The organism is Rhodococcus sp. SMB37 (genome assembly GCF_004345605.1).
In the GTDB taxonomy this organism is placed as follows: Bacteria; Actinomycetota; Actinomycetes; order Mycobacteriales; family Mycobacteriaceae; genus Rhodococcus.
In genome coordinates, this window is sequence record NZ_SLVY01000009.1 from 53,556 (window position 1) to 69,182 (window position 15,627).

The following is a 15,627-nucleotide window of genomic DNA, read 5'->3' on the forward strand; positions in this document are numbered from 1 at the left end:
ATGGGCGTGTTGTTCATGAAATTCCTGTTCAACCGATGTGGGTGGAGGTGGGCCATTGCGCGTGCCTGTGACGGGAACCCCGCTCGCGCCCGCGTGTGATGCACACCCGCCCACACCAGGACACCAGGAACCTCAGGTCCACACGATCGATGGCGAACACCGGGACAGTGCCGGCGCCGCCTTGTGGGGCAAGGTGGGGAGAAAGTGGGAAGCGGAAAGCCCGGTGGGCCCCCACCCACACAAACCGGGGCGCCTCCACGCACAGTAAGGGCGCGACCCTCATGGGTCGCGCCCTTGCTGTGCACTTGCGCACGCTGCGCGCGCGTCGTACGTAGTGCGCGCTACGCGCGCATCAGATCACTCTTGTTCGAAGCGACGTCGGAACCGTTCCTCCATCCGGTGCGTGAAGCCGTCCGAAGACTTCTTCCGACCCCGAGTGGAGGACTTACCACCCTTTCCGGAATCCGCTCCGCCGGATGCGGTACCCGAAGTGGACCGGCGCCGCCCGTCGACCAGCACGAGAACTCCCGCACCGAACATCACGAGAAACCCGAGCAGGCTGATGATCGGGAACCCGCCCGGCTTGACCGGTAGGGCAACTCCCGCAATTAGCAATGTCAAACCCAATACGAACAGCGCGCCGGCCTGCAGCCGTCGTCTGTTCGACGCCATTCCCATTCGCTTTCCGCGAACGGTCGAGGCGAACTTGGGATCCTCAGCATAGAGCGCGCTCTCGATCTGATCGAGCATGCGCTGCTCGTGCTCGGAGAGTGGCACGGTACCTCCCCCGGCACTAAACGGTGGCCGCCGGACCCGGTGGGACGAATCCGGCGGGGCGCCGACATCACGGCCGCCTGAGTCAATGATACGAGCACATTTCGTCCTGGACCACCAACTACGAAAGTTGGTTCGCTCTCCCACAGCGAAAAATGCCGTTCGGCCAGGGACCAACGTCACATGCGGGGCCCGGTTCCGCTCTCAGCGGACAGGTAGTTCTCGACATCGTGCAGGAAACGCCCGACCTCGTCGTAGAACCTCGATGCATCCTCGGCATCGACCACCCGCTGCACCCCGGCCTCGACCGCGGCGCGCGCAGCGGATCGATCGGCGAAGTAGTCGGCCCAGCCGGCGAACGTGTCATCGGCGCGCATCATCATCACCCAGGCGTTTCGGGTCGCGGGCCGCCGCTTGGGCTGGTGAAACCCTCTCAACTCCGCTGCTGCCACCACCGCACCCGCACCGCGCAATGCCGCGAGATAGGACAACCGGAATCGCTCGCCGGGAACGTCGGCACCCGCAGCACCGGACAGCAGTTCGTCCGCCTTACGCAACAGAGATGCGGCACGCGCCGACGTGGACGGCCCCACACAACTCCCGGGAACCCGCCCTCCGGCAACCCTATGTGATCTTGACCTCGCGGTGTTCGGCGCTGCCATGGCTCGTACACCCTCCTACCCTGCCGCGCTACGGCTCCGGCCCGGAGCATCCGGGGATGTTCGCTTCCCTCGAACATCCCCGGATCACCGGTATCGAACATAAGTTCGACGTATTCAATATAGCTGGACCCACCGACACGTCGTCAAGGGAAGGCGGTCTCCGTCCCCACATGAGCACTGACCCGAATCGGCACGCCCCCACGCCGATACTCGTCGACCTCACTCCCGCGGAGTTCCGCACCCACCTGCCCGAACTCCTGTCCGTCTACGTCAGCGCAATGCGATATCCGCGCGGCACCGAACACCACCGGGCACCGATGTGGTCGGAGCACGCGGACCGCGGCGGCTGGCGGGCCGTTGCGGCGATGATGCCCGGCGAACCCAGCACCATCGTCGGGATCGCCTACGGCTATCACGGACACCCCCACCAGTGGTGGAATCAGCAGGTGCGTACCGGGATGCGGCACGCGGGAATGTCCCCGGATTCGATCGACGCGCTGCTCCGCGACTACTTCGAGCTGACCGAACTGCACGTGCGGCCGGACGCGCAGGGCCACCGCATCGGCGAGGCACTACTCCACAGATTGCTGCGAGAGCGCACCGAGGAAGCGGTCCTGCTGTCGACACCCGAGGTCGCCGAGGAGGACAACCGCGCGTGGCGTCTCTACCGGCGTTTCGGTTTCCGCGATGTGGTCCGCCGGTTCGTATTCACCGGGGACGCCCGCCCCTTCGCGGTTCTCGGTCGCGCGCTGCCGGTGGACGCGGACCCGTCCGAAGCACCGACATGACGGCCACTGGTGGTTCCGTGCACGACGCCGTCGTCGTCGGTTCCGGTCACAACGCACTCGTCTCGGCTTGCTATCTGGCACGGGAAGGCTGGTCCGTCGAGGTGCTCGAACGCGACACCGTGCTCGGCGGAGCAGTCTCTACCGTTGAGCGATTTCCCGGCTACGCGGTCGACCGCGGTTCGTCGGCGCACATCATGATCCGGCACTCGGGCATCCTCGAGGAACTCGATCTGGCCTCACACGGCCTGCACTACATCGACTGCGATCCGTGGGCATTCGCTCCACCGCCGGTCCCGAGCAGCCGACCCGGCATCGTCTTCCATCGCGACCTCGATCGCACCTGTGCGTCGATCGAGGCGGCGTGCGGGGGTCGCGACGCCGAGGCATACCGCCGGTTCGTGTGCGACTGGGGTCCGCGCAGCGCCGCAGTCATGAAAACGTTCGCTGCACCACCCACCGCCCGTCATCTCGTCCCGTCGTTCCGGGGACTCGACCTGGGCGGTGGCGCACTCGACATATCGCGCCGATTCCTCACCTCCGGCGACGCCCTGCTCGACGAGTACTTCGACGACGAACCGCTCAAGGCCGCGCTCGCCTGGTTCGGTGCACAGTCCGGGCCACCGATGTCCGAACCCGGCACCGCGCCCATGGTCGGATTCGCCGCACTGATGCATACGCTGCCTCCAGGCCGAGCCGTCGGCGGCAGTGGCGCACTCACCCGTGCCCTTGCGTCCAGGCTCGCCTCCGACGGAGGAGCCGTGACATGCGGTGACGCCGTAGTGGAGATCCGTCGCACGGGCGAGACCTGGAGGATCCACACCGAGTCAGGGCGGATCGTCAGCGCCCGTACCGTCATCGCGGGATGCCACATCCTCACGACCCTGGATCTGCTCGAACGGGGCGGATTCGACGCCTCTCGGATCGAAGGGTGGCGACGACGCATCCGCGTCGGTCCCGGCATCGGTATGGTGCTCCGGCTCGGAACCGACTTGCTCCCCCGCTATCGCGGCGCGCCCGGCGACGGCGGCGACACCACCGGTCTGCAACTGCTCGTCGACGACCGCGCCCAGCTCCGTCTCGCGCACGGCGCGGCACTCGCCGGTGAGTTGCCGCCGACGCCCGCGGTCCTGGCGATGAGTTTCTCCGCGCTCGACCCGTCGATCGCACCGCCCGGCGAGCACCAGATCACCCTGTGGTCTCAGTGGCATCCCTACCGGCTCAGCGATGGACGTCGCTGGGTATCGGAAGCGGCCGCGGAAGCCGACCGGATCATCGCCGAGATGGAGAGCCGGGCGCCCGGCTTCGCTGCGGGTATCCGCCATGTGCACACGCAGACGCCCGAAGACATCGAACGAGAAATGGGCTTGATCGGCGGCAACGTCATGCATGTGGAGATGACACTCGACCAGATGTTCTTCTGGCGTCCCGTCCCCGAACTGTCCGGCTACCGGGTGCCGGGTGCGTCCGGCCTGTACCTCACGGGCGCGTCGATGCATCCCGGAGGCGGCGTGTCCGGGTCGAGCGGTCGTAGCGCCGCACGTGTCGCGCTCGGCGACACCGGTGGTGGCCTGCTACGCCGCGCCCTCGGCAGGCTCTCACGGTGACCCCTGCAGGTCCGGCGACGCGCCGGATCGGACCCGGTGGTCCGACCGCAGGACACCGGCCTGGCACCATATCCTTTGTGCCACCGTCCTCCACATCTGTTCGTCCCACAGTCATCCGTCGCCGGGTCATCGCCGCGCTCGGGCTGCTGGTCCTGCTGGTTCCCGCTCTCACCGGATGCCTTCGCGTGCAGACATCGATGGGAATCTCGTCCGACGATCGGGTCTCCGGCCAGATCGTCGCGGCGACGATCCCCATCGACGAGAACGACAAGGGTCCCGAACTCACCGTTCCCTCGGCTCTGGCCGGGAAAGTGCGCGTTCAGGAATACGCACAGGACGGGTACGTCGGAAGCCAGGTCTTCTTCAGCAACCTGACCTTCGGTGACGTGCAACAACTTGCGACCATGTCCGATCAGAGCGCCGGATCCTTCCAGCTCTCGCTACAACGTGCGGGTGACCTCGTTTCGCTCACCGGACGGGTCGATCTCGAAGCGGCGCCCGAACGCGGCACCGACGTCCAGTTCACCATCGCCTTCCCCGCGCGTGTGGCCACCACGAACGGCGACCGCGAGTCCGATTCGATCGTCTCCTGGAAATTGCCGGCGGGCGAGGTGAGCACGCTCCGCGCAGAAGTGCGTTACTCCGACCCCAACACCCGCGGATTCGCGGGCTGGGCGGGAATCGTGGCGGGTGGCGCCATGGCCGTAACGCTGTTGATCGGCGCATTGGCCTGGTTCACGCGCAACCCCACTCCCGCACGAACACCATCGAACGGTCGTCCCGGATCCTGACCTGCGTGGCGCCCGCTGCCACGGCCGTCAGGCCGGTTGCGCAGCAGGTGCCGGCATCTCGATCCCGAGGCGCGTGAGGACCTCGCTGGTCGCCCTCGCGAAGTTCAGTGTGATGAAGTGCAGGCAAGGAGCACCTTCCGAGATGAGGCGTTCGCACATCTCGGTGGCCACATCGATGCCAACCTCGCGCACAGCTGCCCGGTTCTCCTCCGGGCCGCCGCCGGCTGCCCGAACCAGTCGCTCCTCGAGCGCCGCGGGGAGCTTCGATCCGGACAGCTCCAAACTCCGGCGCGCCGATCGCAGCGACGTGATCGGCATGATCTCGGGGATGATCGGCTTCGCGGCCTGCTCTGCGTCGAACGCGGCAACGCGGTCGCGCAACCTCAGATAGTGCTCCACGTCGAAGAACATCTGGGTAATGGAATACTCGGCACCCGCGCGGAGCTTGTTCACCATGAATCGGGTGTCGTGGTCGAGGTCCGGTGAACGGTGGTGCCCTTCCGGGAACGAAGCCACCCCGACGTGGAAGTCACCCAGATCTCGCACGAGCCGCACCAATTCGTCGGCGTGCGCGAGCCCTCCGGGATGCTGTTCCCACTCACCGAGCGGATTGCCGGGCGGGTCGCCGCGCAGCGCCAGGATATTCGTGATGCCGCGATCAGCGTAGGCACCGACCATCGCACGGAGTTCGTCGATGCTGTGGCCGACCGCGGTGAGATGCGCCACCGGCAACAGGGTCGTCGCTTCTGCAAGCTCGCCGGTCACGCGGACCGTACGGTCCCGTGTGGAGCCGCCCGCTCCGTACGTCATCGAGACGAACGCGGGACCGAGCCGCTCGAACACCCGGACGGCTCGCCACAGGCGCGCCTCGGCGTCCGCGTCGCGGGGCGGAGAGAACTCGACGGAGAACGGAATCCGCCTGCCGCGCGGATCGCCGAGGCGATCCACGATCGACGGCGTACGCGAGTCACCATCCTGCTGGACTCGCTCGGCGCCGCCGGTCACCGCGCTTTCACTGGTCCCCCTGAAATCGACTACCACGCGTCCAGCATAGGGTGCGCCGACCAGCAACCGGCCACCGGCGACGACGAAGGGCGCCGGATAGGCTTGGTGTCGGTGCCGCGCGACCCGTCGCGCGACACTCGACGCATTCGACCAGGAGGAATCCCCTGTCCACCGGACCCGCACCCGTGCCCACCGCCCCGCTCCCTGAACTCGTCGAAGGCGCGCTGCGGGAGTTCTTCGACTCCAAGGCCCCCATCGTGGAGACCGTCGGTGGAGGTTACCCAGAGGCGGTCGCCGCGCTCGAGTCGTTCGTTCTCCGCGGAGGTAAGCGAATTCGCCCGTCGTTCGCGTGGTCCGGATGGCTCGGTGCCGGCGGGGATCCGACGCGGCCGCACGCAGACGCGGTGTTACGGGCGTGCGCGGCACTCGAGCTGGTACAGGCGGGTGCGCTGATCCACGACGACATCATCGATGCGTCCACCACGCGTCGCGGCTTCCCCACCGTGCACGTCGACTTCGCCGGGTTGCACCGCGACAACGGGTGGCGCGGCGCGGCGGCGGAGTTCGGGCAGGCCGTCGCGATCCTGCTCGGCGATCTCGCGTTGGTGTGGGCTGACGACATGGTCCGCGAAGCCGGACTCGACAGCGCAGCGGCGATGCGGCTCGGTCCCGTCTGGTCGGCCATGCGCACCGAGGTCCTCGGTGGCCAGTATCTCGACATTGCGGGTGAGGTCGCCGCGGACGAGTCGGTCGAGGCGGCGGCCCGCGTCAACCGGTTCAAGACTGCCGCCTACACGATCGAGCGTCCCCTGCATCTCGGTGCAGTTCTGGCCGGCGCAGACGAGCAGTTGATCGACGCGTACCGCCGGTTCGGCACCGACATCGGCCTTGCGTTCCAGCTGCGTGACGACCTCCTCGGCGTCTTCGGCGATCCGGACGTGACCGGAAAACCGTCCGGCGACGACCTGCGCGCAGGCAAACGCACCGTGCTGTACGCGCTGGCGCTGGAAGCCGCGGATTCCGACAACCCGGTCGCCGCGACCACCCTGCGGAAGGCAATCGGCACGGACCTCGACGATGAGCAGGTCGAGCAGATCCGCGATCTGCTCGTCGAGGTCGGCGCAGTCGACAAGGTCGAGCAGCAGATCACCGGCCTCACCGAGCGGGCGTTCGCCACCCTCGAGTCCTCGGGCACGACCGACGAGGGCGCAGCGCTCCTGCGTGAGGCGGCGTTGGCCGCGACGCGGCGCGCGGCCTGATGACGATCCGTACCGTTCCCGACGCGCAGCGAGTGGTCGTGGTGGGAGCGGGCCTGGCCGGATTGTCCGCCGCCCTGCATCTACGTGGTGCGGGGCGGGAGGTGACCGTGCTCGAACGCTGCGATGAGGTCGGTGGTCGCGTCGGTGTCCACACCGGCTCCGGCTACGAGATCGACAACGGCGCGACCGTCCTGACGATGCCCGAACTCATCGACGACGCGCTCGCCGCGGTCGGTGCCGACACCACCACGGTGCACCCACCCCTGCGGACCACCCGGCTCTCCCCTGCCTATCACGCCCGGTTCGCCGATGGCAGCACGCTCGATGTGCACTCCGACCCGGACTCGATGGTCGCCGAGATCACCCGGGTGTGCGGCGCAGATGAGGCTCGTCGTTACCTGACGTTGCGGCGATGGCTGGCGGATATATTCGACACCGAATTCGATCGATTCATGAACGCGAACTTCGATTCGCCTCTCGATCTCGTCTCGTCACCGGCGGCGGTGCGCGATCTCGCCAGGCTCGTCCGGCTCGGCGGATTCGGCAAGCTCGGCACACAGGTGAACCGTCGGATCCGCGACCCACGGCTGCAGAAGGTGTTCACGTTCCAGGCGCTGTATGCGGGAGTGACACCGGCACGTGCGCTCGCCGTGTACGGCGCGATCCCGCACATGGACACCTCTCTCGGCGTCTACGCCGTGGAGGGAGGGATGCGCACCGTGGCCCGTGCGATGGCGGATGCCTTCGTGCGCGCGGGCGGCCGACTGCACCTCGGTGCCGACGTGACGGAACTGCAGTTCGACGGTGACCACGTCCGCAGCGTGCAGACGGCCGACGGCGCTCGTTATCCGTGCGACGCTGCGGTACTGACCCCCGACCTGCCCGTGGTCGATGCGCTTCTGCCCTCCCCCCGGCGTCGGCGGACGCTCGCGTCCCCGTCCGCCGTCGTCCTGCATGGCACCGTGCCCACCTCCGTCAGCCGGGCGTGGTCGGCAGGACACCATCACGTCATCGAGTTCGGTGTGCGGTGGGAAGGCACCTTCCGCGACATCACCGCGCGCCGGGGCCGTGGACGGCTGATGACCGATCCGTCGCTGCTCGTCACCCGGCCCGCACTGTCCGATCCTGGCTTGTTGCTCCGTCGCAACGGAGCCGAGCACGAACCCCTGTCCGTACTCGCGCCCTGCCCCAACCTCGAGAGCGCACCCTTCACGTGGGAGGCACTGGCCGGTCCGTACTCCAGAGAACTGCTGTCCGTACTGAACGCACGCGGATACACGGGAATCACCTCGGGGTTCGACGTCGATCACATCGACACGCCCGCGACGTGGGCAGCGCAGGGAATGTCCGCGGGAAGCCCGTTCGGCAGCGCCCACGTGTTCCGGCAGACAGGTCCGTTCCGCCGCCGCAACCTCGACCCACGCCATCCCAACATCGTTCTCGCAGGGTCCGGAACCGTGCCGGGTGTGGGAGTCCCTACCGTGTTGCTGTCCGGTCGTCTCGCCGCCGAGCGACTCGGAGTCATCCGGCAGCGGATGAAGTGAACGCCGTACCGACACCGAGGCGGGTGCACCGTATTTTCCGACTCCATTAAACTGTGTCATCGTTCTTGTCAGCTGTGCCCAGCACCAACGCGACTTCCGGGGGAGGAATCGTACCCATGTCGTCCCCTGCCGCTTCCGAAGCCGATCCGGATGATCGGTCGGCCACCGAACCGGCAACGGCAATCACGTCGCCCCAACCGACAGGTCCGCGGCGGAGCCCGGCCGATTTCCTTCGTAGTCCCGCCGGTAACGCGGCTCTCCTCGGAGCCTGCGGAGCAGCCCTTCTGACCTTCGGCAGCTTCGGTGCGGGCAGTGTGCGCCGCGTCGACCCGTTGCTCGAGGGCGTGTACCTGTCGTGGCTGCGGTTCGGGCACGGTCATCTGCTTTCCACGATCATCATCTGGATCGGTGTCCTGCTGATGATCGGTGCATGGGTCCGGCTGGGGCGCGCCGTGCTCGCCGACCACGCATTGGTGCACGACCTCTGGAAGGTCCTGCCCGCGTGGACCGTGCCACTGCTGGTCGCGACCCCGATGTTCAGCCGGGACGCCTACTCGTACCTCGCCCAGGGCGCCATGTTGCGTGAGGGATTCGATCCGTATTCGGAAGGTCCCGTCGTCAATCCGGGTCTGTTGCTCGACAACGTCAGCAACGTCTGGACCACGACGACCACCCCGTACGGGCCGGTCCATCTGTTGCTCGGCGCCGGCATCACCTCGATCACCGGGGACAACGTCGTCTCCGGCACGTGGTTGTGGCGGCTGCTGATGCTGCCCGGTCTGGTGCTCATGGCATGGGGTGTGCCCCGACTCGCACGCCGGATGGGCGGCAATCCCACCGTGGCGTTGTGGCTGGCGGTCCTCAACCCACTCGTCCTCGTCCACCTCGTCGGGGGTGTCCACAACGAGCTGCTCATGGTCGGGCTGATGCTCGCCGGGATCGTGCTCGTGCTCGAAGGACGACATCTCAGCGGCTTCGCTCTGGTGTCGCTGGCCGCCGCGATCAAGGCCACCGCCGGACTCGCCCTTCCCTTCATGGTGTGGGTGTGGATGATCCACGAACGCGACCGCGCACTCGCCGAGGGCCGCGAACCCGCCTCCCCCATCAAACTCTTCACCAAAGCCGCGGGCACCGGGATCGCGGTGTTCGTGTTCGTGTTCGGCGGCACCTCGTTGATCGCCGGCGTCGGAATCGGATGGCTCACAGCACTGTCCGGGTCGTCGAAGATCATCAACTGGTTGTCGCTTCCGACGATGTTGGGCCATGCGGTCACCTGGTTCACACCGTGGCGTCTGGGTTCCGTGCTCGAAGTGACACGGATGCTCTGCATGATCGCTCTCGGCGCCATCCTGGTCTACGCATGGTGGCGCTTCCGCCGTACCGAACGCGATGCCGTCCTGGGCATCGTGATCGCACTCACCGCCGTGACACTGTTGTCACCGGCCGCGTTGCCCTGGTACTACTCGTGGCCACTGGTCGTGGCGGCGGCGTTCGCGATGTCGACGCGCACCCTGATGGTCCTCGTCGCGTTGTCGACGTGGCTGATGCTGATCTTCAACCCGGACGGCTCGATCGGGATGTACAACATCGCGCATGTTGCACTCGCCGTGTTCGCGGCGGTCGTTGCCGCGCTGTCGCTGCGCAGCCCCGATCCACTGCATCTGCGCGCGGCTTCGCGGTGAGGCCGGGTGTGCCGACACCACACATTTCGGCTGAGTCGGGGGCGGTCGCACCCGACCACCTCGACGAAGCGTTCCGACTCTGCGCGTCACTGACCGCCGAGCACGGACGCACCTACGATCTCGCAGCGAGACTCCTGCCCGGGCAACGCCGTCACGCCGTGCACGCCCTGTACGGATTCGCGCGCATTGTCGACGACATCGTCGACGTGGCCGACATCGACGATCCGGCTGCGGCTGCGCGCGGCGTCGACGACGCGTACACACGCCTGCATGCGGCCCTCGAGGGCAATCCGGGAGCGCTCGACCCGACCGGGCTGGTCGTGCGGGCCCTCGCCGCGACCATCAACCGCTACGGCATCCCGGTGGAATACTTCGATGCATTCCTCCGGTCGATGCGGATGGACATTCCCGGCACCGCCGAACACCGCGTCCGGTATCGCGACATGGACGAGCTGCGCGAGTACATGTACGGGTCGGCCGCCGTGATCGGCCTGCAGTTGCTCCCGGTGTTCGGCGTCGATGACGTCGACGCGGCCGCACCGTACGCGAGCACCCTGGGCGAAGCGTTCCAGCTCACCAATTTCATCCGTGATGTCGGTGAAGACCTCGATCGCGGCCGTGTGTACCTGCCCACCGACCTGTGGATGGCATTCGGCGTCGACGACGATCTACTCCGCGCGGGCCGCGGCCATCATTGCCCCGACCCCCGGGTACGACGCGCCCTCGCCCACGCCGTCGCGTTGACGAGAGACCGATATCGCAAGGCCGAACCCGGATTGGACCTGCTTCCTCCCCGAATTCGACCAGGAATCCGCACCGCGTTCGTGCTGTACGGAAAGATCCTCGACGAAGTCGAGCACAGCGGCTACCGGGTACTGGACCGACGGGTGGCGGTACCGCGCCACGCGCGGCTGTCCGTCGCGCTGAGGCAGGCGGCCTCGGGCGCGCGCGTCAGAAGACCGAGCCGGTCATGGACAACTGACGCTGCGCCCTGGAAGGCCGACGCTGTGCCTTAGAAGGCCGCCGCCTGAGCCCGCCTGATCACTTCCCTCATCGAATCGGTGTGCAACGCGCTGATGGCGTTTCCACCAGGGAGGGTGGCGTCCTCACGGAACATCCATTCCAGGATCTCTTCGTCGGTGAATCCCCCATCGTGGAGCACCGCTATGAGTCCCGGAAGGCCCTTGGCGATCGCCCCGGTGTCGTCGAAGAACACCTCGGGTACGACGGGAACACGGTCTCGTTTGATCGCGAGTAGCCGGCGATCGCGCAGCAGCTGATGAACGCGGGTGATGACGAGATCGAGTTGCTTGGCCACGTCCACGAGTTGCAACACCGGAACGGTGCGGTCGAGGACGTCGTCGCAGTACGGAATAGTGCTCACGGTTCCACCGTATCGCCGCGGTACGGAGGGCGCGTACGCGACCACCTGGCGGCACCATGGCTACGATCGACAGAGACAAAATCGGGACACAGAGACACGGGGGTACACCGGGTGACCGCTGGAGGCGACCACATGGTCGGCAAGCTCCTCGACCGGCGCTATCTGATCGAAGCACGGATTGCCCGCGGTGGCATGTCGACCGTGTACCGCGCCACCGATCAACGCCTCGATCGCCCGGTCGCGGTGAAGGTCATGGATCACCAGTTCGCTGCCGACCCCCAGTTCCTCGCACGATTCGAGTTCGAGGCCCGATCGGTGGCACGGCTCAACCATCCGGGTCTCGTGGCGGTGTACGACCAGGGACAGGACGGCGACGACGTGTTCCTCGTCATGGAACTCGTCGAAGGTGGCACCCTGCGCGAACTACTGCGCGAACGCGGGCCCATGCCCCCGCACGCTGCGGCCGCAGTGGCAGCACCTGTGCTGGGAGCCCTCGCGGTGGCCCATCGGGCCGGACTCGTGCACCGCGACGTCAAGCCCGAGAACATCCTGATCTCCCGGAACGGCGAAGTGAAGATCGCCGATTTCGGCCTCGTCCGTGCGGTCGCTGCCGCGAATACGACGTCGCGCAGTGTGATCTTGGGTACGGCTGCGTACCTCTCGCCGGAGCAGGTCACGACGGGCAATGCCGACGCGCGCAGCGACGTGTACTCGACCGGTGTGCTGATGTTCGAGATGCTCACCGGACGCACCCCCTTCACGGGCGACACGTCACTGTCCGTCGCCTACCAGCGTGTCGAGAAGGATGTGCCCGATCCGGGTACGTGGATCGACGGTGTGCCGGAGGAGTTCGACACGCTGGTGCGTCACGCGACAGAACGTGAGCCCGGTGAGCGGTACGCCGATGCCGGCGCGATGGCCGATGCCCTCACCGATCTCAGCGACGCACTCGATCTTCCCCGCTACCGCGTGCCGGCGCCCCGCAAATCCGCTACCACGGCGAAGGTCCCCGTCGCGGCACCGTCGCCGGTCACCGGGGGCGCTGTCCCGGAGACCACCGTGGTCAGGCCGCCCGCCGCGGCCATCGCGGATGCGGCGCCGACCACGGTCCATCAGGCCGCGACTCCGCCGGCCTCGCAGGTCCACGCGCAACCTCAGCACACCAGGGTCGTCACGCGGGAACACACCCGAAACGAGGCCCAACAGGGGCATGACGGTGGTCCCGCGGCAGGCGTCGGCACGCAGGTCGACCATCGCACGAACCGACGCACCTCGCGGCGGACCACCGCAGGCTGGATCGCCGCGATCGTCGTACTCGCACTGCTCATGGGCCTGGCCGGATGGTGGCTCGGGTCGGGGCGGATGATCGACATTCCTGCGGTGCAAGGCCTGGATCGCGCTGCCGCCGCCGCGGCCGTCGAGACTGCAGGCGCGACCGTCGAGACCCGCGGTGAGTACTCGGACGCGATTCCGATCGACACGGTGCTCGGCACCGATCCGGCGGTGGGCTCGCAGGTTCCGCGCGGCGACACCGTTGCGCTGCTGGTGTCGTTGGGGCGGCCGACGGTGCCGGGGGTTCCCGGTGGCGGCGACCGGAACACGGTCGAAGACGAATTGCGGCGCCGCACGTTCGAACCCGTCGACGGCGGGACGGCGTTCAGCGCATCGGCACCGGAGGGGACTGTCGCAGCCCTCGACCCCGCGCCGGGCACCGTCCTGCCGGTCGGCGCGAAGGTCGAGGTGATCATCAGCAAGGGCGCCGCACCAGTGGAGCTTCCGGATCTCGAAGGCCTGACCGTCGACGCCGCGCGAGCAGCGCTCGAGAGAGTCGGCCTGACCGTCCAGGACGAGCGGGACGTGTTCGATCCCGATATCGATGCCGGCCTGGTGTCGGGAACCGATCCGTCGGAGGGCGACAGGGTCGGAGCAGGCGGCACGGTGACTCTGCTCGTGTCGAACGCGGTGAAGGTGCCGTCGATGATGGGCCGCTCGGTCGGATCGTCCCGTGGGGAACTGGAGAGGCTGGGACTGGAGGTGGAAGTGCGGCAGCTCGCCGACTCCGACCGGTCAGTGGTGATCGGGCAGAGTCCCGGCGCCGGTGGCCGAACCGAACCGGGCAGCACGGTCGTGCTGACCGCGGTGCCCTGATCCGTTCGGCTCTCCCGACCCTGGCGGCTCGGCCGCGTGTACGACCGGGCCGTTCTATCGATTCAGCCGCGCAGCATCTCGGCGACGAGGAACGCCAGCTCGATCGACTGCTGCGTGTTCAGTCGCGGGTCGCAGGCCGTTTCGTAGCGGCCGTGCAGGTCCACGTCGGAGATGTCCTGCGCTCCGCCGAGGCATTCGGTGACGTCTTCACCGGTGAGTTCGATATGGATGCCACCCGGGTGGGTGCCCAGCGCACGATGCACCTCGAAGAAGCCCTGGACCTCGTCGACGATCCGGTCGAAGTGCCGGGTCTTGTACCCGGTCGACGACTCGTGGGTGTTTCCGTGCATCGGGTCGCACTGCCAGATGACCTTGTGCCCGGTGGCTTCGACGGCCTCGATGATGCCGGGCAGCAGATCACGGACCTTCGAATGCCCCATCCGCGAGATCAGGGTGAGACGGCCGGGCTTGTTGTGGGGGTCGAGGCGTTCGACGTACTCCGCGGCCATCTCAGGGGTGGTGCTGGGGCCGACCTTCAGGCCGATCGGGTTGGAGAGCAGCTCCGCGAAGGCGATGTGTGCGCCGTCGAGTTGCCGGGTGCGGTCGCCGATCCACAGGAAGTGCGCCGACAAGTCGTACAGGCGGGGCTCGTCCCCTGTGGTGTCGAGACGCAGCATCGCACGCTCGTAGTCGAGCACGAGGGCTTCATGACTTGCGTAGATTGTCGCGGCACGCAGGTTCGGATCGATGACCCCGCAGGCGTCCATGAACCGCAGGCCGCGGTCGATCTCGGAGGCGAGTGCCTCGTAGCGAGCACCGGCCGGCGACGATGCGACGAACTCGCGATTCCAGTCGTGGACCCGGTGCAGGTCGGCTTCACCACCGGAGGTGACGGCACGCACCAGGTTCATCGCGGCGCTGGCGTTGGCGTATGCCCGGACCAAGCGGGACGGATCGTGGACGCGGACAGCGGCGTCGGCGACGATGGAGTTCACCATGTCGCCGCGGTACGACGGCAATCCCAGCGCGTCGGTGTCGGACGAGCGCGGCTTGGCGTACTGCCCGGCGATGCGCGCAACCTTGACGACCGGGGTCGATGCACCATAGGTCAGGACGACGGCCATCTGGAGCAACGTGCGGATGTTGCCCTTGATGTGCGGTTCGGTGTTGTCCATGAACGTCTCGGCGCAATCACCGCCCTGCAGCAGGAAAGCTTCGCCCCTCGCAACGGCCGCGAGTTGATTCTGCAGTTCCTCGACCTCGCGGGGCACCGTGATCGGTGGGACGCTCTCGAGGACGGTCCGCATCGCCTCGGCCTGGTCTTCGGGCCAACTCGGCTGCTGCAATGCGGGCTTGGACAACGCGATGTCGAGCTTTTCGCGCAGTTCCGAGGGCAGAGGCGGAAGTTCGGGCAAGCGGTCGATCGGTACGTCGACAGTCCAGTTCACTCCACCAGGATATGGCCCCCGCTGCCGAGCGTCACACAGGCCCGGTCATAGGGCCCGGCGGGCAACCTCGATTGCGTCGAACTTCGCGAGATTGTGACGGGCATCGGTGAGCGCGTCGTGGTTGTCGTCGGGGACCGACGGGAGCGGTGGAGATCCGTGTTGTTCCCAGTGCTGCCGCAGTTCACGGGTGAATCGGGGCAACACATCGGGCAACTCCGGCATGGATCCCCACAGCTGGACCAGTGCTACGTGGTCGTATGCACCTATCCACGCCCACAGCTCGGGCCGAATACCCACCCGGGGGACGAGGAACTTCAGTAGGTCGTCGCGGATGCGGCTTCGCGACTTCCAGGCAGGGTGGCCCGGGTTCGGCAACTTGGGAAGGACATTGCGGCGAACCCACGGGCCCGCCCGCTCGGGGTCGAATTCTGTGGACACCGCGTAGAATTCGCGGCCGTCCTCGCACACGACACCGATCGACACGAGTTCGATGGTGCGTCCATCCTCGATGAACTCGCAGTCGTAGAAGTAGCGCACG

Annotated in this window: 14 protein-coding genes; 8 read left to right on the forward strand and 6 right to left on the reverse strand. The window is 67.2% G+C overall.

Going from position 1 to position 15,627, the window contains the following annotated elements:
• Positions 1-357: 357 nt before the first annotated feature.
• Both EV641_RS15705 and EV641_RS15710 read right to left on the reverse strand, forming a co-directional pair.
• On the reverse strand, positions 358-777 hold the full coding sequence (locus tag EV641_RS15705) for a DUF3040 domain-containing protein (RefSeq protein WP_054718191.1): 420 nt from the start codon (positions 775-777) through the stop codon (positions 358-360).
• Positions 778-953: 176 nt separating this feature from the next.
• Entirely contained in the window at positions 954-1,367 is a 414-nt protein-coding gene (locus EV641_RS15710) for an SAV_6107 family HEPN domain-containing protein (protein WP_132472907.1), read from the reverse strand.
• A 239-nt stretch (positions 1,368-1,606) separates the two neighbouring features.
• Here EV641_RS15710 and EV641_RS15715 point away from each other — a divergent pair, with 239 nt between their 5' ends.
• From EV641_RS15715 to EV641_RS15725, 3 genes are all read left to right on the forward strand, one after another.
• Positions 1,607-2,224, forward strand: a complete 618-nt coding sequence (locus EV641_RS15715) for a GNAT family N-acetyltransferase (protein WP_132472909.1) — start codon at positions 1,607-1,609, stop codon at positions 2,222-2,224.
• Positions 2,221-3,828: an NAD(P)/FAD-dependent oxidoreductase gene (locus EV641_RS15720; protein WP_132472911.1), complete on the forward strand. Its 1,608-nt coding sequence runs from the start codon at positions 2,221-2,223 to the stop codon at positions 3,826-3,828. The genes EV641_RS15715 and EV641_RS15720 overlap by 4 nt, the downstream gene beginning before the upstream one ends.
• A gap of 77 nt (positions 3,829-3,905) precedes the next feature.
• On the forward strand, positions 3,906-4,619 hold the full coding sequence (locus EV641_RS15725; protein ID WP_132472913.1) for a DUF3153 domain-containing protein: 714 nt from the start codon (positions 3,906-3,908) through the stop codon (positions 4,617-4,619).
• 27 nt (positions 4,620-4,646) lie between these two features.
• On the opposite strand, the gene EV641_RS15730 is transcribed toward EV641_RS15725, so the two are convergent.
• Complete coding sequence (locus tag EV641_RS15730) at positions 4,647-5,567, reverse strand: methylenetetrahydrofolate reductase (RefSeq protein ID WP_132473152.1); 921 nt, start codon at positions 5,565-5,567, stop codon at positions 4,647-4,649.
• Positions 5,568-5,809: 242 nt separating this feature from the next.
• Between EV641_RS15730 and EV641_RS15735 the strand changes: the two genes are divergently transcribed.
• The 4 genes from EV641_RS15735 to EV641_RS15750 all read left to right on the forward strand — a co-directional run bounded on the left by EV641_RS15735 (position 5,810) and on the right by EV641_RS15750 (position 11,125).
• A complete protein-coding gene (locus EV641_RS15735; RefSeq protein WP_132472915.1) occupies positions 5,810-6,883 on the forward strand; it encodes a polyprenyl synthetase family protein in 1,074 nt (357 codons plus the stop codon).
• Positions 6,883-8,427: a phytoene desaturase family protein gene (gene crtI, locus EV641_RS15740; RefSeq protein WP_199233273.1), complete on the forward strand. Its 1,545-nt coding sequence runs from the start codon at positions 6,883-6,885 to the stop codon at positions 8,425-8,427. The genes EV641_RS15735 and crtI overlap by 1 nt, the downstream gene beginning before the upstream one ends.
• 116 nt (positions 8,428-8,543) lie before the next feature.
• On the forward strand, positions 8,544-10,109 hold the full coding sequence (locus tag EV641_RS15745; RefSeq protein WP_054720204.1) for an alpha-(1->6)-mannopyranosyltransferase A: 1,566 nt from the start codon (positions 8,544-8,546) through the stop codon (positions 10,107-10,109).
• Positions 10,110-10,132: 23 nt separating this feature from the next.
• Complete coding sequence (locus EV641_RS15750) at positions 10,133-11,125, forward strand: phytoene/squalene synthase family protein (protein ID WP_132473155.1); 993 nt, start codon at positions 10,133-10,135, stop codon at positions 11,123-11,125.
• On the opposite strand, the gene EV641_RS15755 is transcribed toward EV641_RS15750, so the two are convergent.
• Complete coding sequence (locus EV641_RS15755; RefSeq protein ID WP_054720451.1) at positions 11,122-11,493, reverse strand: Rv2175c family DNA-binding protein; 372 nt, start codon at positions 11,491-11,493, stop codon at positions 11,122-11,124. The two genes, EV641_RS15750 and EV641_RS15755, sit on opposite strands and share 4 nt — an antisense overlap.
• A 111-nt stretch (positions 11,494-11,604) precedes the next feature.
• On the opposite strand from EV641_RS15755, the gene pknB reads away from it, so the two are divergent.
• On the forward strand, positions 11,605-13,641 hold the full coding sequence (pknB, locus tag EV641_RS15760; RefSeq protein ID WP_132472917.1) for a Stk1 family PASTA domain-containing Ser/Thr kinase: 2,037 nt from the start codon (positions 11,605-11,607) through the stop codon (positions 13,639-13,641).
• Between the two features lie 62 nt (positions 13,642-13,703).
• On the opposite strand, the gene EV641_RS15765 is transcribed toward pknB, so the two are convergent.
• Together EV641_RS15765 and EV641_RS15770 are read right to left on the reverse strand one after the other, a co-directional pair.
• On the reverse strand, positions 13,704-15,089 hold the full coding sequence (locus EV641_RS15765) for a 3-deoxy-7-phosphoheptulonate synthase class II (protein WP_132472919.1): 1,386 nt from the start codon (positions 15,087-15,089) through the stop codon (positions 13,704-13,706).
• Between the two features lie 45 nt (positions 15,090-15,134).
• Complete coding sequence (locus EV641_RS15770; RefSeq protein ID WP_054719467.1) at positions 15,135-15,626, reverse strand: polyadenylate-specific 3'-exoribonuclease AS; 492 nt, start codon at positions 15,624-15,626, stop codon at positions 15,135-15,137.
• Position 15,627 lies beyond the last annotated feature (1 nt).